16 protein-coding genes are annotated in these 19,844 nt (G+C 66.9%); 14 read left to right on the top strand and 2 right to left on the bottom strand.

Going from position 1 to position 19,844, the window contains the following annotated elements; translation table 11 throughout:
• Positions 1-103: 103 nt before the first annotated feature.
• The 14 genes from QTH97_RS25160 (at position 104) to QTH97_RS25095 (ending at position 17,648) form a co-directional block, all read left to right on the top strand.
• The gene (locus QTH97_RS25160; protein WP_286571231.1) at positions 104-2,233 is read left to right on the top strand and encodes a 3-hydroxyacyl-CoA dehydrogenase NAD-binding domain-containing protein; all 2,130 of its coding nucleotides are present in this window, start codon (positions 104-106) and stop codon (positions 2,231-2,233) included.
• A 12-nt stretch (positions 2,234-2,245) separates the two neighbouring features.
• Positions 2,246-3,436, top strand: a complete 1,191-nt coding sequence (locus tag QTH97_RS25155) for an acetyl-CoA C-acyltransferase (RefSeq protein ID WP_286571230.1) — start codon at positions 2,246-2,248, stop codon at positions 3,434-3,436.
• 127 nt (positions 3,437-3,563) lie between these two features.
• On the top strand, positions 3,564-4,766 hold the full coding sequence (locus QTH97_RS25150) for an acyl-CoA dehydrogenase family protein (RefSeq protein WP_286571229.1): 1,203 nt from the start codon (positions 3,564-3,566) through the stop codon (positions 4,764-4,766).
• Positions 4,767-4,848: 82 nt separating this feature from the next.
• Positions 4,849-5,985, top strand: coding sequence for an acyl-CoA dehydrogenase family protein (locus QTH97_RS25145; protein ID WP_286571228.1), 1,137 nt, complete (start codon positions 4,849-4,851; stop codon positions 5,983-5,985).
• Positions 5,985-7,184 (top strand): CaiB/BaiF CoA transferase family protein, encoded by a 1,200-nt coding sequence (locus QTH97_RS25140; protein WP_286571227.1) that lies wholly within the window; start codon positions 5,985-5,987, stop codon positions 7,182-7,184. Before QTH97_RS25145 ends, QTH97_RS25140 begins: the two co-directional genes overlap by 1 nt.
• A gap of 20 nt (positions 7,185-7,204) precedes the next feature.
• Complete coding sequence (locus QTH97_RS25135; protein WP_286571226.1) at positions 7,205-8,209, top strand: Bug family tripartite tricarboxylate transporter substrate binding protein; 1,005 nt, start codon at positions 7,205-7,207, stop codon at positions 8,207-8,209.
• Between the two features lie 70 nt (positions 8,210-8,279).
• Positions 8,280-10,220, top strand: a complete 1,941-nt coding sequence (locus QTH97_RS25130; RefSeq protein WP_286571225.1) for an acyl-CoA synthetase — start codon at positions 8,280-8,282, stop codon at positions 10,218-10,220.
• Between the two features lie 38 nt (positions 10,221-10,258).
• A complete protein-coding gene (locus QTH97_RS25125) occupies positions 10,259-11,257 on the top strand; it encodes a Bug family tripartite tricarboxylate transporter substrate binding protein (RefSeq protein WP_286571224.1) in 999 nt (332 codons plus the stop codon).
• A 33-nt stretch (positions 11,258-11,290) separates the two neighbouring features.
• Positions 11,291-12,040 (top strand): electron transfer flavoprotein subunit beta/FixA family protein, encoded by a 750-nt coding sequence (locus QTH97_RS25120; protein WP_286571223.1) that lies wholly within the window; start codon positions 11,291-11,293, stop codon positions 12,038-12,040.
• A gap of 142 nt (positions 12,041-12,182) precedes the next feature.
• Positions 12,183-13,121: an electron transfer flavoprotein subunit alpha/FixB family protein gene (locus QTH97_RS25115; protein WP_286571222.1), complete on the top strand. Its 939-nt coding sequence runs from the start codon at positions 12,183-12,185 to the stop codon at positions 13,119-13,121.
• Positions 13,122-13,275: 154 nt separating this feature from the next.
• Positions 13,276-14,247 (top strand): NAD(P)H-dependent flavin oxidoreductase, encoded by a 972-nt coding sequence (locus QTH97_RS25110; protein WP_286571221.1) that lies wholly within the window; start codon positions 13,276-13,278, stop codon positions 14,245-14,247.
• Between the two features lie 153 nt (positions 14,248-14,400).
• The gene (locus tag QTH97_RS25105; protein WP_286571220.1) at positions 14,401-14,961 is read left to right on the top strand and encodes a TRAP transporter small permease; all 561 of its coding nucleotides are present in this window, start codon (positions 14,401-14,403) and stop codon (positions 14,959-14,961) included.
• Entirely contained in the window at positions 14,958-16,256 is a 1,299-nt protein-coding gene (locus QTH97_RS25100) for a TRAP transporter large permease (RefSeq protein ID WP_286571219.1), read from the top strand. The genes QTH97_RS25105 and QTH97_RS25100 overlap by 4 nt, the downstream gene beginning before the upstream one ends.
• 357 nt (positions 16,257-16,613) lie before the next feature.
• Positions 16,614-17,648, top strand: coding sequence for a DctP family TRAP transporter solute-binding subunit (locus tag QTH97_RS25095; protein ID WP_286571218.1), 1,035 nt, complete (start codon positions 16,614-16,616; stop codon positions 17,646-17,648).
• 73 nt (positions 17,649-17,721) lie between these two features.
• Here the strand turns inward: QTH97_RS25095 and QTH97_RS25090 are convergent, their stop codons facing one another.
• Together QTH97_RS25090 and QTH97_RS25085 are read right to left on the bottom strand one after the other, a co-directional pair.
• A complete protein-coding gene (locus QTH97_RS25090; protein ID WP_286571217.1) occupies positions 17,722-18,678 on the bottom strand; it encodes a Bug family tripartite tricarboxylate transporter substrate binding protein in 957 nt (318 codons plus the stop codon).
• A 119-nt stretch (positions 18,679-18,797) separates the two neighbouring features.
• Positions 18,798-19,844, bottom strand: a complete 1,047-nt coding sequence (locus QTH97_RS25085) for a histone deacetylase family protein (protein ID WP_286571216.1) — start codon at positions 19,842-19,844, stop codon at positions 18,798-18,800.

Here is a 19,844-nt window from a genome sequence, read left to right as displayed (position 1 = left end):
GTCTGTCAATGGGTAATGCAATTGTCAAAGCCGGGTGCCGGATCAAGAATCGAGGATTCACCCTCAAGGAACCGTCCGGTTCCGCCATCCGGAGACACACAGCATGGCCACGACTCCCACCTCTTCTACGTCCGAACCCGTCACGTTCCAGCGAGATGCCGATGTGCTGGTCGTGACTATCGACAACCCCCCCGTCAATGCGTTGGGCGTCGATGTCCGCCGCGGTCTGGCGGCTGCGATCGACGCGGCCGAAGCCGACGGCGGCGTGGCCGCGGTGCTGATCGTGGGTGCGGGACGCAACTTCATCGCCGGCGCGGACATCCGCGAGTTCGGCAAGACACCGCAACCGCCGTCGCTGCCGGAAGTCTGCGCCCGGATCGAGAACTGCAGCAAGCCCGTGGTGGCTGCGATCCACGGTGCCGCTCTCGGTGGCGGCCTGGAGATCGCGCTGTCGGCACACTACCGCCTGGCAGTGGCCTCGGCCAAGCTCGGCCTGCCTGAAGTGCAGCTCGGCCTGCTCCCCGGTTCCGGCGGCACGCAGCGTGCGCCGCGCCTGATCGGCGTGAAGCCCGCGCTCGAACTCATGCTGAGCGGCCGCCACGCCGGCGCGAAGGAAGCGCTGTCGCTGGGCCTGGTCGACCGCCTCGGCGAAGGAACCGAAGCGCTGCCGCAAGGGCTCGCCTACGCGAAGGAACTCGTCGCCGCCAAGGCGCCGGTGCGCCGCACGCGCGATGCGCAAGGGCTGGCCGACGCCGAAGCGAGCCGCGCCGCGCTCGAAGCCGCCCGTGCCGACACTGCCAAGAAGAGCCGCGGCCTGTTCTCGCCGATGAAGATCATCGAAGCCGTCGAAGCCGCGCTCACGCAGCCCTTCGACGAAGGCATGGCGCTCGAACGCAAGCTCTTCCTGCAATGCATCGACAGCCCGCAGCGCGCCGGCCTGATCCACGCCTTCTTCGCGGAACGCGAAGTGTTGAAGGCGCCCGAAACCAAGGCCGGCAAGCCTCGCCCGCTGGATGCAGCCGGGATCGTCGGCGGCGGCACCATGGGCGCCGGCATCGCGGTCGCGATGCTCGACGCCGGCATGCCCGTCACCATGATCGAACGCGACGAGCCCAGCCTCGCGCGCGGCCGTGCCCATGTCGAGAAGGTCTACGACGGCCTGATCCAGAAAGGCCGCATGACGGCCGAGGCCAAGGCCGCCGTGATGGCGCGCTTCAGTGGCTCGACCTCCTACGATGCGCTGGCGAAGGTCGACATCGTGGTCGAGGCCGTGTTCGAGGAGATGGGCGTCAAGAAGGCCGTCTTCGCCGAGCTCGACCGCGTCTGCAAGCCCGGCGCGGTGCTCGCCACCAACACCTCCTACCTGGACATCGACGAGATCGCGGCCAGCATCTCGCGCCCGGCCGACGTGGTGGGCCTGCACTTCTTCTCGCCGGCCAACATCATGAAGCTGCTGGAGATCGTGGTGCCCGCCAAGGTGAGCGCCGACGTGGTCGCCACCGGCTTCGAACTCGCGAAGAAGCTCAGGAAGGTGCCGGTGCGCGCCGGCGTGTGCGACGGCTTCATCGGCAACCGCATCCTCGCGGTGTACCGCCAGGCCGCCGACCACATGATGGAAGACGGTGCATCGCCCTATCAGATCGACAAGGCCGTGCGCGACTTCGGCTACCCGATGGGCCCGTTCCAGGTGTCCGACCTCGCGGGCGGCGACATCGGCTGGGCCACGCGCAAGCGCAAGGCCGCCACGCGCGACCCGAAGGCGCGCTACGTGCAAGTGGCCGACCGCATCTGCGAGCGCGGCTGGTTCGGCCAGAAGACGCAGCGCGGCTACTACCTCTATCCCGAAGGCGCGCGCGCCGGCAAGGAAGACCCGGAGGTGCTCGCGATCATCGACGCCGAGCGCCAGCGCGCGGGCATCACGCCGCGCAGCTTCACCGACGACGAGATCATGCGCCGCTACATGGCCGCGATGATCAACGAAGGCGCCAACGTCGTGCACCAGCGCATCGCGCTGCGCCCGCTCGACGTTGACGTGACCTTCCTCTACGGCTACGGCTTCCCGCGCCATCGCGGCGGTCCGATGAAGTACGCCGACACCGTGGGCCTTGCCAATGTGCTGGCCGATATCCGCGAATTCGCGAAGCAGGACCCGCTGTTCTGGAAACCCTCGCCGCTGCTGGTCGAACTGGTCGAACGCGGCGCCGATTTCGCCAGCCTCAATCAATCCGAATAAGGAGAACTCCCCATGCGCGAAGCCGTCATCGTCTCAACCGCCCGCACGCCGCTCACCAAGGCGCACCGCGGTGAATTCAACATCACGTCCGGCGCAACGCTGGCCGCCTTTGCGGTGAAGGCCGCGGTGGAGCGCTCGGGCATCGACCCCGCGCTGATCGAGGACGCGATCCTCGGCTGCGGCTACCCCGAAGGCACCACCGGCCGCAACATCGCGCGCCAGAGCATCATCCGCGCAGGCCTGCCGATCGGCATCGCCGGCACCACGGTCAACCGCTTCTGCGCATCGGGCCTGCAGGCCATCGCCATGGCGGCGGGCCGCATCGTGGTCGACGGCGCCCCGGCCATGATCGCGGGCGGCGTGGAAAGCATCTCGCAGATCCGCACCCGCAGCGCCACCGACAGCGGCGACAGCGGCATGGACCCCTGGATCGTCGAGCACAAACCGGCGCTCTACATGGCGATGATCGAGACGGCCGACATCGTGGCCCAGCGCTATGGCATCAGCCGTGAGGCGCAGGACCGCTTCTCGGCAGAAAGCCAGCGCAAGACCGAGGAAGCGCAGATCGCCGGCCGCTACAAGGACGAGATCGTCGCCTGCTCCACGACGATGTCGGTGACCGACAAGGAGACGAAGGAAGTCACCTACCGCGAAGTCACAGCGACGGAAGACAACTGCAACCGCCGCGGCACGACCTACGACGCGCTCGCCAAGCTCAAGCCGGTGATGGGCGAGGACAAGTTCATCACCGCCGGCAACGCATCGCAGCTCTCCGACGGCGCCTCGGCCTGCGTGCTGATGGAAGCCAAGGAAGCGGAGCGCGCCAACCTCAAGCCGCTGGGCGCCTTCCGCGGCCTCGCCGTGGCCGGCTGCGAGCCCGACGAAATGGGCATCGGCCCGGTGTTCGCGGTGCCGAAACTGCTGGCGCGCCACGGCCTGAAGGTCGACGATATCGATCTCTGGGAACTCAACGAAGCCTTTGCTTCGCAGTCCATCTACTGCCAGGAAAAGCTCGGCATCCCGGCCGAACGGCTCAACGTCAACGGCGGCGCGATCTCCATCGGCCATCCGTTCGGCATGACGGGCGCGCGGCTCGCCGGCCACGTGCTGATCGAAGGCAAGCGCCGCGGCGCGAAGTACGCCGTGGTCACGATGTGCATTGCCGGCGGCATGGGCGCCGCCGGCCTGTTCGAGATTTACTGACCCCCAGGCTGCGCGCACTTCGTGTCGCTTCGCCCAACCCCTTGCAGGGGACAACACCAGCGGCCCGGCAAAGCCGGTTCCGCGGTGTTCCACGCCAAGAGCCAACTATTGAATTGAGAGGCATCCCATGGACCTGAACTTCACCCCCGAAGAAGAAGCCTTCCGCAGCGAAGTGCGCGACTTCCTGGCAGCGAAGCTGCCGAAGCGGCTCTCCGACAAGGTCGCGACCGGCAAGCACCTGGCCAAGGCCGACATGCAGGAATGGCACGCCATCCTCAACGAGCGCGGCTGGCTGGCGAACCACTGGCCCGAACAGTACGGCGGCCCCGGCTGGACCGCCGTCGAGAAGTTCATCTTCGAGAACGAATGCGCGCTGGCGCATGCGCCGCGCATCGTGCCCTTCGGCGTGAACATGCTCGGCCCGGTGCTCATCAAGTACGGCAACGAGGCGCAGAAGCGCCACTGGCTGCCGCGCATCCTCGACGGCTCGGACTGGTGGTGCCAGGGCTATTCGGAACCCGGCGCGGGCTCCGACCTGGCTTCGGTCAAGACCTCCGCCGTGCGCGGCGTGGATGCCAAGGGCGACCACTACATCGTCAACGGCCAGAAGACCTGGACCACGCTCGGCCAGCACGCCAACATGATCTTCTGCCTCGTGCGCACCAACCGCGAGGCGAAGAAGCAGGAGGGCATCAGCTTCCTGCTGATCGACATGACATCGCCGGGCGTCGAAGTGCGCCCGATCATCACGCTCGACGGCGAGCATGAAGTCAACGAAGTGTTCTTCAGCGACGTGCGCGTGCCGGCCGAGAACCTCGTCGGCGAGGAAGACAAGGGCTGGACCTGCGCCAAGTACCTGCTGACCTACGAGCGCACCAACATCGCCGGCGTCGGCTTCTCGGTGGCCGCAATGGAGCAGTTGAAGGTCATCGCTGGCAAGCAGACGAAGAACGGCCGCCCGCTCGCCGAAGACCCCGCCTTTGCGGCGCGCATGGCGAAGGTCGAGATCGACCTGGAGAACATGAAGACCACCAACCTGCGCGTGATCGCGGCAGTGGCTGGCGGCGGGGTGCCGGGCGCGGAAAGCTCGATGCTGAAGATCCGCGGCACCGAGATTCGCCAGGAGATCTCGTCGCTGACCCGCCGCGCGATGGGCGCGCAAGCCCGCCCGTTCGTCGCCGAGGCGCTGGGGGAAGGCTATACGGGCGAGACTTTCAGCCCCGCACCGGCAGCGGCCGCGCGCTACTTCAACAACCGCAAGCTGTCGATCTTCGGCGGCTCGAACGAAATCCAGAAGAACATCATCTCCAAGATGATTCTTGGACTGTAGAGGGGGCAATACCTGCGGCCCGGCGAAGCCGGCTCCGCGGTGTTCCTGGAATTGATCGCGCCCAGTGCGCAGGAGATATGAAATGAATTTCGAACACACCGAAGACCGGCGCATGCTCGCCGACAGCCTGAACCGCTTCATCGCGGAGCAATACGCCTTCGAGACGCGCGACCGCATCGCCAAGTCCGACCAGGGATTCAGCACGGAGATCTGGCAGCAGTTCGCCGATCTGGGCGTGATCGGCGCGCTGTTCAGCGAAGCCGATGGCGGCTTCGGCGGCGGCGGCTTCGATGTCGCCGTGGTCTTCGAGGCACTGGGCCGTGGCCTGGTGGTCGAGCCGCTGCTGGGCGCGGTGATGGCCGGCGAGGCGATCTCGATGGCGGGCAACGAGACGCAGAAGGGCCTGCTTGCAGAAATCGTCGGCGGCACCACGATCGCCACGCTCGCGCATGACGAACCCGAGACCCACTACGAACTCAGCCGCGTGCAGACGCGCGCCGAGCGCAGCGGCGACGGCTGGGTGCTGAAGGGCACCAAGGCGGTCGTGCAGCAAGGCGAACAAGCGAACCTCTTCGTCGTCTCCGCCCGCACTTCGGGCGCGGTGGACGACGAAGCCGGCATCTCGCTCTTCCTCGTGCCCGCGAAGACGGCCGGCCTGACGGTGCGCGGCTGCCCCGCCATCGACGGAGGTCGCGTGGCCGAACTCGGCTTCGACACCGTGAAGCTCGGCGCCGACGCCCTGCTGGGCACCGAAGGCCAGGGCTACGCCACGCTGGAACGCGCGGTCGGCCGCGGCGTGCTCGCGCTGTGCGCCGAAGCGCTCGGCGCGATGGAAGCCGCCAAGACCGCCACGCTGGAGTACCTGCGCACGCGCAAGCAGTTCGGCACGCTCATCGGCAGCTTCCAGGCATTGCAGCACCGCATGGCGGACCTGCTGCTGGAGATCGAGCAGGCGCGCTCGGCCGTGATCAATGCGGCAGCAGCCATCGACGCCGATCACGTGACGCGCGAGCGCGCGCTGTCGGCGGCCAAGGTCAGCATCGGCCGCATCGGCACGCTGGTCGCCGAGGAAAGCATCCAGATGCATGGCGGCATCGGCATGACCTGGGAACTGCCGCTGGCCCACTACGCCAAGCGCCTGGTGATGATCGACCACCAGCTCGGCGACGAAGACCACCACCTCCAGCGCTACATCGCGCTCGGAAAGGAGCGTCACTGATGAAAGGCACCCTGCCGCTGGCCGGCGTCCGCGTTCTCGACCTCTCGCGCATCCTCGCCGGGCCGTGGTGCGGCATGGTGCTGGCCGACCTCGGCGCCGAGGTGATCAAGGTCGAGCATCCCGCGCGCGGCGACGACACGCGCGACTGGGGCCTGCGTGTCGGCAACACCGAGACGGCCTACTTCAACAGCGTCAACCGCAACAAGCGCTCGATCGGCCTCGACCTGCAGACGCCGGAAGGCCAGGAGATCGCCCGCGAGCTTGCGAAGAAGAGCGACGTCGTGATCCAGAACTTCAAGTTCGGTGGCATCGACAAGCTCGGTCTCGGCTACGAGGCCTTGCGCGAGGTCAATCCGGGCCTGATCTACTGCTCGATCTCGGGCTATGACCGTACCGGCCCCGAAGCAGCACGTCCCGGCTACGACCTGGTCGTGCAGGGTGAAGCCGGCCTGATGGCGCTCAACGGCGAAGCCGACCAGCCGCCGCTGAAGTTCGGCGTCGCAGCGGTCGACCTCTTCACCGGCATGTACTCGGCGCAGGCCGTCCTCGCTGCGCTGTACGAGCGCGAGAAGACCGGCACGGGCCGCCACATCGAGATGGCGCTGTTCGACTGCGGCCTCATGATCACGGCCTACTACGGCCTCGAAGCCCTGCTCATGGGCGAGGACCCGCCGCGCTACGGCAACGCCCATCCGTCGATCGTGCCCTACGGCGTCTTCGATGCCGAGGATGGCCCGCTGGTCATCACCGTCGGCAACAACAGCCAGTTCGCGCGCTTCTGCACCGATGTGATCGAGCGGCCCGACCTCGCGGACGACGAACGCTTCAAGACCAACATCCTGCGCTCCGCCAACCGCGAGGCGCTGATGCCCGAGATCAACCGCGAACTCGGCAGGCGCAAGCGCAAGGCGCTGCTCGAACAGCTCACACGCTCGGGCATCCCCTGCGGCGAAGTGCTCGGCCTGCTCGAAGCGCTGCAGTCCAAGCGCGCCACCGATGCCGGGCTCGTGACCACGCAGCCGCACCCCGTGGCCGGCAGCGTCAACGTGCTCGCGCCGCCCTACCGCTTCGACGGCGAACGCCTGCCGGTGCGCAGCGCCCCGCCGCAGCTCGGCGAAGGCACGCGCGACGTGCTGCAGTCGCTGCTCGGCCTCTCCGACGAGAAGCTCTCCCAACTGAAATCGAATGGCGTCCTCTGACGCCGCATCCTGAAGAACACATGGCCTCCCGTTTCCCGACTTCCGTCCGCAACCCCGCACGCCGCGCATTGCTCGCCCTCGCACTGCCGCTGCTGGCAGGTTCCGCTTTCGCACAGGCTCAAGCCTGGCCCACCAAGCCCATCACGATCATCGTGCCCTTCCCCGCCGGCGGCCCGACCGACACGGCGACGCGCATCATCGGCCAGAAGATGTCGCTCGGCCTCAAGCAGCCGGTGCTGATCGACAACCGCAGCGGCGCATCGGGCATCATCGGCGCCGCCGCAGCCGCCAAGGCCGCGCCGGACGGCTACACGCTGGTGATGCTGGCGACGCCCACCCTGCTTGCGGGACACCTGTACGGCCCCACCAGCTACGACATCTTCAAGAACTTCACGCCGGTCGGAACGACCTACGACCTGCCGATCGTGATGGTGGTCAACCCCAAGGCGCTGCCTGAAGTGACGGGCCTGCAGCAACTGATCGCCAAGGCCAAGGAGCAAGGCGGCAAGTTCAACTACACGACGGCAGGCACGGGCAGCTTCGGCCACCTGACCACCGAGTCGCTCAAGACGGTCGGCCACTTCGACATGCAGCATGTGCCCTACCGCGGCAGCGCGCCGGCCGTGACGGACCTGATCGGCGGGCAAGTGCCGATGATGTTCTCGGACCTCATCGCCGTGCTGCCGCACATCAAGTCCGGCACGCTGCGCGCCATCGCCGTCGGTTCGTCCAAGCGCGTGAGCCTGCTGCCCGACGTGAAGACGGTGGCCGAGCAAGGCTTCCCCGGCTTCGACGCCACCTCGTGGGGCGGAATGCTCGCGCCCGCCGGTACGCCGAAGGAAGTGATCGCGCGCCTGAACGCCGAGCTGAAGAAGGCACTGGCCGACAAGGAAGTGCAGGAGAAGCTCGAAGGCGTCGGCACCTTCGCGGCCTTCCAGACCCCCGAGCAGATGGCCACGCGCATGCGCCAGGACTACGAGCGCTGGGGCAAGGTGATCCGCGACAACAACATCACCAACAAGTAGGCCGTGCTCCGGGCCGGGGGACGGCCCGGCGCATCATTCGAGACAAGACCCGCACCAGGAGACAGCATCCATGAGCCGAACCAGCGAACCCCGGATCGCAGCGCCCTTCAGCGCGTCCTTTCCCATCCGCAGCCTCGCGGACATCCGCCGGCTCGAGGAGACACCGCTCGAAGAGGCGCTGACCGTTCGCAGCACCTACGAGATCTTCCGCAACGCCGGTGCCGCCTTCGGCGACAAGACCGCGCTGACCTTCCTGCGCACGGGCAACCCGGCGGACGAGCCGATCCGCTGGTCCTACGCCGAGTTGCTGGCCGGCATCCACCAGACCGCCAACGCACTGCACACGCTCGGCGTCGGGTCCGACGACGCGGTCGCCGTGCTGCTGCCGGGTTGCCTGGAGTACCACCTCGCGCTGTGGGGCGGTGCGGCGGCCGGCATCGTGCAGCCGCTCAACCCGCTGCTGACCGACGAAAAGCTGGTCTCGCTGATGACGGCCGGCCGGGCCAAGGTGCTGATCGCCTATGGCTCCGACGCCGAGTCCGGCATGTGGTCGAAGGCGATGCGGCTTCGCAGCCAGGTGCCCACGCTCACCACGGTGCTGCGCGTGGCACCCCACGACGAAGCGCCAGGCAGCGCAGGTGCCTTGCCCGAAGGCGTGGCCGACTTCAAGGCCCTGCGCGAACGCGAGCCCGACGACCATCTGGTGAGCGGACGCGACATCCAGGCCAGCGACATCGCCGCCTACTTCCACACCGGCGGCACCACGGGCGCGCCCAAGCTGGCGCGCCACAGCCACGGCGCGCAGGTGTTCACCGCCTGGGCCAGCGTGAATGTCGCGGGCCAGGGTTCGAGCGACGTCTCCATCAATGGCTATCCGCTGTTCCACGTCGCGGGCGTGCTGCCGGCCTCGCTGGCCTCGCTCTCGGCGGGCGTGGAAGTGATCATTCCGACCACTTCGCTGCTGCGCAACAAGGAGGTGCTCGCCAACTACTGGCGGCTGGTCGAGAAGTACCGGCCGACCTCGCTGTCGGCCGTGCCGACCGTGCTGGCGGCGCTGGCGAATGTGCCGCTGGACGGCGCGGACATCTCGTCGATCCGCTACTGCCGCACCGGCGCCGCCGTGCTCGCACCGGAACTCGCGGCGCGCTTCGAGCGCCTCTTCGGCCTGCACGTGCACGAGAGCCTGGGCATGACGGAGATGGCTGGCATTTCCACCATCACGCCTCCGGGCGTGATCGGGCCCGCGGGCTGCGTCGGCTTTCCGCTTCCCTTCACGCAATTGCGCATCGTCGCGCTCGACGAGAACGGCAATGCCAGCGACCGCGACCTGCCTGCGGGCGAACAGGGCATGGTGCTGTTCAAGTCGCCGAACCTGTTCTCGGGCTTCGTCGACCCGGCCGACAACACCAAGGCCTTCACGGCCGACGGCTGGCTCGCCACGGGCGACCTGGGCTGGATGGACGACGAGGGACGGCTGAACCTCAGCGGCCGCTCGAAGGACCTGATCATCCGCAGCGGCCACAACATCGATCCCAAGGTGATCGAGGACGCGCTCGGCGCGCACCCGGCGGTGCAACTCTGCGCTGCCGTCGGTGCGCCCGATGCCTATGCTGGCGAGCTGCCGGTGATCTTCGCGACGCTCGTGCCGGGCGCATCGGCGAGCGAGGAAGAGCTGCTGGCCTTCACCGCCGGGCGGGTCGACGAGGCGCCGGCCAAGCCCAAGTCCGTGATCGTCATCGAGACGATGCCGATGACCAACGTCGGCAAGATCTACAAGCCCGAACTGCGCTCGATGGCCTCACGCAAGGTGGCCGCCACCTTGGTGGACGAGGCCTGCGCCGCGTTGGGCATCGACGCGGCAGCGCGCCCGCAGGTACAGGCAGACGGCGAGAACGCGCTGAAGGTCGTCGTCGATTCGACCGCCGTGGGAGCGCAGGCCCAGGCGCTGCAGGGCCAGTTGCAACAGGCGCTGGGACGCCTGCCCGTCAAGGCGCAAGTAGTCCTGAAGTAGCTGCGCGCATTTTGCTGAACACAAACCGGAGACATACCTTGACCTCATTCAACCCCTTGAGCCGCCGTACGTGGCTCTGCGCCGCGACCTCCGCCGCCGCGCTGTGCGCCATCGCACCCACGCAGGCACAAACCTATCCGAACAAGCCGATCAAGATGGTGGTGCCCTTCGCCGCCGGCGGCGCGACCGACGTGCTGGCCCGTGTGCTGGCCGAGAAGATGGCGGCCGGCCTCGGCCAGCCCGTCATCATCGACAACAAGCCCGGCGCGGCCGGCATCATCGGCACCGATGCGGTCGCCAAGGCGGCGCCGGACGGCTACACCATCGTGCTGTCCCTGAGCAATTCGCTGCTGACCAACCAGTTTCTCTACGAGAAGCTGCCCTACGACACGCAACGCGATCTCACGCTGGTCTATCAGATCGCGATGGCGCCGCTGGTGCTGGTGGTGCATCCGAGCGTGCCGGTCAAGACCGGACCGGAACTGCTCAAGTACGTCAGCGCGAACAAGGGCAAGGTGGCCTATGGCTCCTATGGCGTAGGCGCGTATCCGCACCTGGCCGGCGCGCACATGAGCCTGACGCAGAACGCCGACATGAACCACGTCGCCTACAAGGGCGAGGCGCCGATGCTGCAGGACCTCATCGGCGGCCAGATCCAGATGGCCTTTGCCAGCGCGCTGGTCGCGAAGCCGCAGATCGAGGCGGGCAAGGTCAAGGCCATCGGCGTGACCGGCGACCGCCGCATGAGCACGCTGCCCAACGTGCCCACGCTGGCAGAGCAAGGCATGAAGGACGAGGCTTATCGCGTGACCGGCTGGCTCGCCATCGCGGCGCCGGGCAATACGCCGAAGCCCATCGTGCAGCGCATCGCGGACGAAGTGCGCAAGGCGACACAGCAACCGGACGTGCAGGCGAAGGTCGCGGGAATGGGCTTCGAGCTGAAGGACAGCTCGCCGGACGCCTTTGGCGCCGCCTACAAGCAGGAGCGCCCGGTGTGGGAGCGCCTGATCAAGCAATCGGGCGCCAAGCTCGAGTGAATCTCACATCTCAAAACCGAAGGAGCTAGACACATGAAGATCCTGGTCCCCGTCAAGCGGGTCGTCGACTACAACGTGAAGGTGCGCGTCAAGAGCGACGGCACCGGTGTGGACATCGCCAACGTCAAGATGAGCATGAACCCCTTCGACGAGATCGCCGTCGAAGAGGCGGTGCGCCTGAAGGAGAAGGGCGTTGCCACCGAAATCATCGCCGTGTCGTGCGGCGATGCGAAGTGCCAGGAAACACTGCGCACCGCCATGGCCATCGGTGCCGACCGCGGCATCCTGGTCGAGACCACCGAAGAGCTGCAACCCCTGGCCGTTGCCAAGCTGCTGAAGGCGCTGGTCGAGAAGGAACAGCCCCAGTTGGTCATCCTGGGCAAGCAGGCCATCGATGACGACGCCAACCAGACCGGCCAGATGCTGGCGGCGCTGGCCGATCTGCCGCAAGCGACTTTTGCCTCCAAGGTCGAAGTCTCGGCCGACAAGGTCAGCGTGACGCGTGAAGTCGACGGCGGCCTGGAAACCATCTCCCTCTCGCTGCCCGCTGTCATCACCACCGACCTGCGCCTGAACGAGCCGCGCTACGTGACCTTGCCCAACATCATGAAGGCCAAGAAGAAGCAGCTCGACACGGTGAAGCCCGAGGACCTCGGCGTGGACGTCAAGCCGCGCCTGAAGACCCTGAAGGTCTCGGAACCTCCGAAGCGCGGCGCCGGCATCAAGGTGCCCGACGTGGCCACCCTCGTCGACAAGCTGAAGAACGAAGCAAAAGTAATCTGACCCCCAGGCTTCGCGCACTTCGTGTCGCTTCGCCCACCCCCTTTCAGGGGGCGACACCGGCGGCCCGGCAAAGCCGGTTCCGCGGTATCCCTGGAACAAACGTTTGGAGGCTGCGCACTGTTTTGCGGCCAGGAGAAATGATATGACCGTACTTGTTATTGCCGAACACGACCACGCCACGCTCAAGCCGGCGACCCTGAACACCGTGACCGCAGGGATTGCCTGTGCCAGCGGCGATGTCCACGTGCTGGTGGCCGGTGCCAACGCCGCCGAAGCCGGCAAGGCCGCTGCCCAGGTGGCCGGCGTTGCCAAGGTGATCGTGGCCGACAGCCCGAGCCTGGCCGAGAACCTCGCGGAGAACGTCGCAGCGCAAGTTCTCGCCATTGCCAAGAACTACAGCCACATCCTGTTCCCGGCCACGGCCAACGGCAAGAACGTGGCGCCACGGGTTGCCGCCAAGCTGGACGTCGCCCAGATCAGCGACATCACCAAGGTGGACAGCCCGGACACCTTCGAGCGCCCGATCTATGCCGGCAACGCCATTGCCATCGTGCAAAGTTCCGACTCCATCAAGGTCGCGACCGTGCGCACGACGGGCTTCGATGCGGCAGCCGCCACTGGCGGCAGCGCAGCCATCGAGACCGTGGACGGCGTGGCCGACAGCGGCAAGTCGAGCTTCGTGGGCCGCGAGGTGACCAAGAGCGAACGCCCCGAGCTGACGGCGGCCAAGATCATCGTCTCGGGCGGCCGGGCGCTGGGCAGCGCGGAGAAGTTCACCGAGGTGATGGCGCCTCTCGCGGACAAGCTCAACGCGGGCCTGGGCGCGAGCCGCGCCGCCGTGGACGCGGGCTACGCCCCGAACGACTGGCAGGTGGGGCAGACGGGCAAGATCGTCGCGCCGCAGCTCTACATCGCAGCGGGCATCTCGGGCGCGATCCAGCACCTGGCCGGCATGAAGGACTCCAAGGTGATCGTGGCGATCAACAAGGACGAAGAGGCCCCGATCTTCAGCGTGGCCGACTACGGCCTCGTGGCTGACCTGTTCACGGCCGTGCCGGAACTGGTCAAGACACTGGGATGAAGCTCACCCCCTCCAGGCTTCGCGCACTTCGTGTCGCTTCGCCGCCCCCCGACCGGGGGCAACCCCAGCGGCCCGGCAGAGCCGGTTCCGCGGGGTTCCTGGACTTGGCCGCGCCGGTGCCTTTCGGCGCGGGGAACCACTGAGGAAGAACATCATGAAGACTCGCGTCACTGAACTGCTCGGCATCCGCTATCCGATCATCCAGGGCGGCATGCAATGGGTCGGGCTGGCGGAGCTGGCCTCGGCGGTTTCCAACGCCGGGGGCCTCGGCATCCTGACCGCGCTCACGCAGCAGACACCGGATGCGCTGCGGCACGAGATCGAGCGCACGCGCGGCATGACCGATCGCCCCTTCGGCGTGAACCTCACGATCCTGCCCGCGTTGAAGCCGCCGCCCTATGCCGAATACGTGCAGGCCATCATCGACAGCGGCGTCAAGATCGTCGAGACGGCAGGCAACAGCCCGCGCGATTTCATCGACCAGTTCAAGGCACACGGCATCAAGGTCGTGCACAAGTGCACCTCCGTGCGCCATGCGCTGTCGGCGGAACGCAATGGCGTCGATGCGGTCTCGGTCGATGGCTTCGAGTGCGCAGGGCATCCGGGCGAGGACGATGTGCCCGGCCTGGTGCTGCTGCCGATCGCGGCACGCGCGCTCAAGATCCCGATCATTGCGTCGGGCGGCATCGCCGACGGGCGCGGCATGGCCGCTGCGCTCGCGCTGGGCGCCGAAGGCGTCAACATGGGCACGCGCTTCTGCGTGACGCAGGAGGCGCCGATCCACTACAACATCAAGCAGGCCCTGGTCGCGGCCTCGGAGCGCGACACCAAGCTGATGTTCCGCACCATGAAGAACACGGCGCGCGTGTTCAGGAACGCGATCTCCGAGGAAGTGGTCGCGACCGAGAACCGGCCGGGCGGCTGCCAGTTCGACGACATCCGTCCCCTGGTGGCCGGCGTTCGCGGGCGCGCTGCGCTGGCGTCCGGCGAGGTCAACGGCGGAGTGGTCTCGGCAGGCCAGTGCATCGGCCTGATCGACGACGTGCCCACCTGCGCCGAACTGCTCGAGCGCATGGTCCGGGAGTGCCGCGAGCACCTGGACCGATCGCGCGCCTACTTCGATTGACGGGGTCCGACGGGGCGGCAGCTAAGGAAACCCCCGATGAAGGAAGTGGTCATTGATCGTTACGATTCATAGCTGCTTCCCTGTCGAGGTGTACGGATCGCGTCCCGGCGTCCGGCCGGTGACGACGATGGCACCACCTTCCTGCTCCCCCCGATGACCACTCCCACCGAGTCCGGCCCCGTGCTGGACGCCGCCAGTCCCATCCCTCCTGAAATCGAAGCCGCCGACGAACCGACGCGCATTCCACTCGCCATCGAGGACTGGGCCACGGTGATCATCATGGGCATGCTGGCCTGCATCACCTTCGCCAACGTGCTGGTGCGCTACTTCACCGACTCCTCCTTTGCGTGGACCGAGGAGTTCTCGGTTTTCCTGATGATCCTGCTGGCGCTGGTCGCCGGCTCCGCCGCCGTCGCGCGCGACCGGCACATCCGCATCGAGTACTTCGCCGAGAGCGGCACCATGGCGAGGCGCAAGCGCCTAGCGCAGTTCGGCGCGCTGATGGTGGCGGTCCTGTTCCTGCTGATCGGCGCGCTCAGCGTGCGCGTGGTCTGGGACGACTACCGTTTCGAGGAAACCTCGCCCGGCATCGGCGTCCCGCAGTGGTGGTATTCGATCTGGCTGCCCATCGTCTCCTTCGCGATCGCGCTGCGCGCCATCGGGCTCTTCGTGCGCCGCGGCCGCAAGACGAACTACGGGGGCTCGGACCAGTGATCCCCACGCTTCTCTTCGTCGCCTTCCTGCTGATGATGCTGGTGGGCGTGCCCATCGGCGCAGCGCTCGGCCTTGCGGGCGCAGCCTGCATCGCGCTCGCCAACAGCGACGCACAGTGGTTCGGCCTGCTGGCCGTGCCGCAGAACTTCTATGCCGGCCTCGGCAAGTACCCGCTGCTCGCGATCCCGATGTTCGTGCTGGTCGGCTCGATCTTCGACCGCTCGGGCGTGGCGCTGCGGCTGGTCAACTTCGCGATCGCGATCGTCGGCCGCGGCCCCGGCATGCTGCCGCTGGTCGCGATCGTGGTCGCGATGTTCCTCGGCGGCATCTCGGGCTCGGGCCCGGCCAATGCGGCGGCTGTCGGCGCCGTGATGATCACGGCGATGTCGCGCGCGGGCTACCCCGACGCGTACTCGGCCAGCGTGGTGGGCGCCGCAGCCGCCACCGACATCCTGATCCCGCCTTCGGTGGCGTTCATCGTCTACTCGGTGCTGGTGCCCGGCGCCTCGGTGCCGGCGCTGTTCGCCGCCGGCATGGTCCCCGGCATCCTGGCCGGCATCGCGCTGATCGTTCCGGCGGTGTGGCTGGCGCGCAAGCACAAGATGGGCGCGCTCGAATCGAGCCTGCCGCGTCCGCCGTTCTGGAAGAGTTTTCGTGAAGCGACCTGGGGTCTGGCGGCGCCGGTGCTGATCCTCGGCGGGATGCGCGCGGGGCTGTTCACGCCGACCGAAGCGGCCGTGGTGGCGGTGTTCTACGGGTTGTTCGTGGGCATGGCGATCCACCGCACGATCAAGGTGAAGGATCTGTTCGTGATCCTGCGCGAATCGGGCGAACTTTCGGCGGTGATCCTGCTGGTGGTGTCGCTCGCGGGCATCTTCGCGTACTCGCTCTCGACGCTGGGCGTGATCGATCCGGTCACCCGCGCGATCGTGAATTCCGGGCTGGGCGAATACGGCGTGCTGTCGCTGCTGATCCTGATGTTGATCACGGTCGGCATGTTCCTCGACGGCGTGTCGATCTTCCTGATCTTCGTGCCGCTGCTGTGGCCGATCGTGCAGTACTACAAGTGGGACCCGGTGTGGTTCGGGGTGATCCTCACGCTCAAGGTCGCGCTCGGGCAATTCACGCCGCCGCTGGCCGTGAACCTGATGGTGTCGTGCCGCATCGCCAACGTGCGCATGGAAGAGACGGTGCGCTGGGTGGGGTGGATGCTGTTCGCGATGTTCCTTGTGATGGTGGCGGTGATTGCGTGGCCTGAACTTGCGTTGTGGCTGCCGCGGAAGCTGGGTTACTAGGGATGTGGTTGCTCGAAGAGTGCGTGGGGCGTTGCGGGAAAACTGTCCGTCTCAATCATTGTGATTGGCGCGCAGGCTTGCAACGTCGGAGGCGCACGCCACCTTTGCACCCCCATGGAGCCCGGTATGCGGTGCGCGCTGGCCGACCCCTCTACGCCGCCGAAGCGCGCAGCTTCAGGCGGAAAAAGGGCCGCGCGTGTCTGAGCGAAGCGAGTTTGCGCGGACCCCGCCTGAAGCGAGCACTGCAGGGCAGCCCGAAGGGCCTGCGTAGCGGGGTCGGCCAGCGCGCACCGCATGCCGGGCGGACGCCCCAAAGAAGAACGCCTTTCAACGATTTACCCCAAGGAGACTGACCTCATGAATTTCCGTCGTTCCCTGCTCGGCCTGCTGGCCGTGGCTGCCACCCTGAGCACCTTCTCGGTCGCCGCACCCGCGCAGACCTACAAGGCCGAATACAAGATGTCGCTCGTGCTCGGCCCGCCCACCCCCTGGGGTGAAGCCGGCCGCATCTGGGCCGACCTCGTGAAAGAACGCACCCAGGGCCGCATCAACATCAAGCTCTACCCCGGCGTTTCGCTGATCCAGGGCGACCAGACGCGCGAATTCAGCGCACTGCGCCAAGGCGTGATCGACATGGCCGTCGGCTCGACCATCAACTGGTCGCCGCAGGTCAAGCAGCTCAACCTCTTCTCCATGCCCTTCCTGATGCCCGACTACGCGGCAGTGGACGCGCTCACGCGAGGCGAGGTCGGCAAGGAGATCTTCGCCACGCTCGACAAGTCCGGCGTCGTGCCGCTCGCCTGGGGCGAGAACGGCTTCCGCGAAATCACCAACTCGAAGAAGGCCATCAAGTCCCCCGAGGACCTCAAGGGCATGAAGATCCGCGTCGTCGGCTCGCCCATCTTCTCCGACACCTTCAGCGCCCTCGGCGCCAACCCCACCCAGATGAGCTGGGCCGATGCACAACCCGCCCTCGCCAGCGGCGCCGTCGACGGTCAGGAGAACCCGCTGTTCCTCTTCACCGTGCTCAAGATGCACACCGTCGGGCAGAAGTTCGTGACCACCTGGGGCTACGTGTGCGACCCGCTGGTGTTCGTCGTCAACAAGGAAATCTGGGCCTCATGGACGCCGGCCGACCAGGCCATCGTGCGCCAGGCCGCGATCGACGCCGGCAAGCAGAACATCGCGCTGGCCCGCAAGGGTCTGGTCGAAACCGACAAGCCGGTGCTCAAGGACATCGCGGCGATGGGCGTGACAGTGACACCGTTGACGCCGGCGGAACGTGATGCCTTCATCAAGGCGACGCGTCCGGTGTATGCGAAATGGAAGCCGACAGTGGGCAACGACCTGGTGGCGAAGGCCGAGCAAGCCATTGCTGCCAGGAAGAATTAAGAGCTCCGTCCGCTCGAACATGAGAAAGCCCCGCACTGCGGGGCTTTCCTGCTTCAGGGCCGCACGACGCTGCTTATTGCGGCTTCGCCAGTCCCAGCTTTTCGATCAATGCCTTCTCACGCGTGAACGTCGTCTGTGCGAACTTCGCGTAGTCGCTCGAACTCATGTAGATCGGCAGCATGTCATAGCGACCCAGCGCTGCGACATAGCTTGGTTCTTCCATCGCCTGCTTGAAGGCGTCGTGCAGCCGCTTCACCACCTCCGGCGGCGTGCCCTTGGGTGCGCCGATGCCGAAGGGCGAGTTCTGCACGATGTCGATGCCCAGTTCCTTGAGCGTCGGAGCGTCGGGGAACTTGGCGAGGCGCTTTTCGCCCCAGGTGTTGAGCACGCGCAGCTTGCCCGACTCCACCAGCGGCGCGAAGCCGGTCGAATCGGCGATTGCCATCAGGTGGTTGCCGAGCACCGCCTGCGACAGCTCGGCGCTGCCCTTGTAGGGCACGTGCTGCAACTGGATGCCCAGCTGCTGCGCAATCAGTTCGGTCGTCAGGTGCGGGCTGGTCATCGTGCCGGTCGAGCCGTAAGTAAGCTTGCCCGGATTGGCCTTCGCGTAGGCGACGAACTCGCTCCAGTTCTTGATCGGGCTGTCGGCCGGCACCGCGATGCCGAAGGCATAGCCGGTGACGTTGATCACATAGCTGATGTCCTTGACCGGGTCCCAGTTGATCTTGGTGGTGTACGGCAGGCGGAACACGCCGAGCGGGATCTGGCCGATGGTGTAGCCGTCGGGTGCGGCGGTCTGCAGCGCCTGCGCGGGCAAGGTTCCGCCGGCACCGGGCTTGTTGTCCACCACGATCGGCTGGCCGAGGATCTTCGAGGCATTGTCGGCAAGCTGCCGCATCGTGATGTCGGTGGGCCCGCCGGCGGGGAAGGCGATCACGAGCTTGATGGGGCGGGTGGGGAAACTCTGGGCGTGCACGGCCGTGGCGGCGATGCCGAGCAGGGCGGCGCACAAGAGGGTACGACGAAACATGAAACTGGCTCCGGGAAACGGGTCGAAATCGACGGTCCGCCATTTGGCCGCAGGGACATTCCGCGGGCAATGGGGGAATGTCCCGGTCGAGTCACCCGCCCACCGCGCGGGGCGCTCGCTCAGCCCGCGTATTGCATGAATCCGTCGAGCACGTTGACCGCGTTGACACCGACCTCCGCCACCGCATAGCCGCCTTCGAAAACGAACACCGTCGGCAAGCCGGCGCGTGCGAGGTCTTCTCCGATGCGTAGATAGTCGTTGGTGGCGAGCGTGAAGCCCGCTATCGGATCGCCCTCGAAGGTGTCGAGGCCCAGAGACACGACCAGCGCACCGGGCTTGTAGTTGGCGATGCCGCTCAATGCATCCTTCAGCGCCTCTCGCCAGGTCGAAAAACCGGTGCCGCGCGCCAGCGGCAGGTTGCGATTGAAGCCCCGTCCTGCGCCCGCGCCGCGCTCGTCGGCGTAGCCCAGGTAATAGGGGTATTCGGTGTGCGGATCACCGTGGATGCTCGTGAACTGCACGTCGGCGCGCTCGTAGAAGATGGCCTGCGTGCCATTGCCGTGGTGGTAGTCGATGTCGAGCACGGCGACGCGCTTCACACCGGCATCGCGCAACGATTGCGCGGCGATCGCCGCATTGTTGAGGAAGCAATAGCCGCCGAAGAAATCCGCGCCCGCATGGTGCCCCGGCGGCCGCGTGAGCGCGAACGCCGCGCGCTGGCCTTGCAGCACGCGCGCCGCGGCAGTCAATGCGCAACAAGCGCCCGCGCGTGCCGCATCCCAGGTGCCCGATGTCAGCGGCGTGCCCGCGTCGTACGAGAACAGGCCCATGCGCGCGGGGAAGCTCGCCGGCAGCACATCGGAGCGAAAGGTGCGTATGGGCCAGTACGAAGGCAAGGCATCACGCTCTGCGTTGCCCGGGTCCAGCGCCACCCATTCGCTCCACGCATGGGCGAGAAAGTCGAGATAGCGCGGCGCGTGCACACGGGCCATGGCGGCATCGTCGAACGCGTCCGGCAACTCGATGGAACCGAGATTGCGCTCCTGCAATTCACGCAGAACGTAGTCGGCGCGCGCCGGGACTTCGAAGCATGGCACCAGCTCGCCCCGGAACATTTCGACCTTGCCGTGATGAACCGAATGCCGAGCGTTGTAGATCGTGAGCAT

The organism is Variovorax gracilis, from assembly GCF_030317115.1.
Taxonomy (GTDB): domain Bacteria; phylum Pseudomonadota; class Gammaproteobacteria; order Burkholderiales; family Burkholderiaceae_C; genus Variovorax; species Variovorax gracilis.
Note: the sequence above shows the minus strand (reverse complement) of the source record. Positions and strands in the feature narration are given on the sequence as shown.

Excerpts from the sequence above, each read along its gene's own strand:
- QTH97_RS25160 (WP_286571231.1), top strand. The coding sequence starts at position 104 with ATGGCCACGACTCCCACCTCTTCTACGTCCGAACCCGTCACGTTCCAG.
- QTH97_RS25155 (WP_286571230.1), top strand. The coding sequence starts at position 2,246 with ATGCGCGAAGCCGTCATCGTCTCAACCGCCCGCACGCCGCTCACCAAG.
- QTH97_RS25150 (WP_286571229.1), top strand. The coding sequence starts at position 3,564 with ATGGACCTGAACTTCACCCCCGAAGAAGAAGCCTTCCGCAGCGAAGTG.
- QTH97_RS25145 (WP_286571228.1), top strand. The coding sequence starts at position 4,849 with ATGAATTTCGAACACACCGAAGACCGGCGCATGCTCGCCGACAGCCTG.
- QTH97_RS25140 (WP_286571227.1), top strand. The coding sequence starts at position 5,985 with ATGAAAGGCACCCTGCCGCTGGCCGGCGTCCGCGTTCTCGACCTCTCG.
- QTH97_RS25135 (WP_286571226.1), top strand. The coding sequence starts at position 7,205 with ATGGCCTCCCGTTTCCCGACTTCCGTCCGCAACCCCGCACGCCGCGCA.
- QTH97_RS25130 (WP_286571225.1), top strand. The coding sequence starts at position 8,280 with ATGAGCCGAACCAGCGAACCCCGGATCGCAGCGCCCTTCAGCGCGTCC.
- QTH97_RS25120 (WP_286571223.1), top strand. The coding sequence starts at position 11,291 with ATGAAGATCCTGGTCCCCGTCAAGCGGGTCGTCGACTACAACGTGAAG.
- QTH97_RS25115 (WP_286571222.1), top strand. The coding sequence starts at position 12,183 with ATGACCGTACTTGTTATTGCCGAACACGACCACGCCACGCTCAAGCCG.
- QTH97_RS25110 (WP_286571221.1), top strand. The coding sequence starts at position 13,276 with ATGAAGACTCGCGTCACTGAACTGCTCGGCATCCGCTATCCGATCATC.
- QTH97_RS25105 (WP_286571220.1), top strand. The coding sequence starts at position 14,401 with ATGACCACTCCCACCGAGTCCGGCCCCGTGCTGGACGCCGCCAGTCCC.
- QTH97_RS25095 (WP_286571218.1), top strand. The coding sequence starts at position 16,614 with ATGAATTTCCGTCGTTCCCTGCTCGGCCTGCTGGCCGTGGCTGCCACC.
- QTH97_RS25090 (WP_286571217.1), bottom strand. The coding sequence starts at position 18,678 with ATGTTTCGTCGTACCCTCTTGTGCGCCGCCCTGCTCGGCATCGCCGCC.
- QTH97_RS25085 (WP_286571216.1), bottom strand. The coding sequence starts at position 19,844 with ATGCTCACGATCTACAACGCTCGGCATTCGGTTCATCACGGCAAGGTC.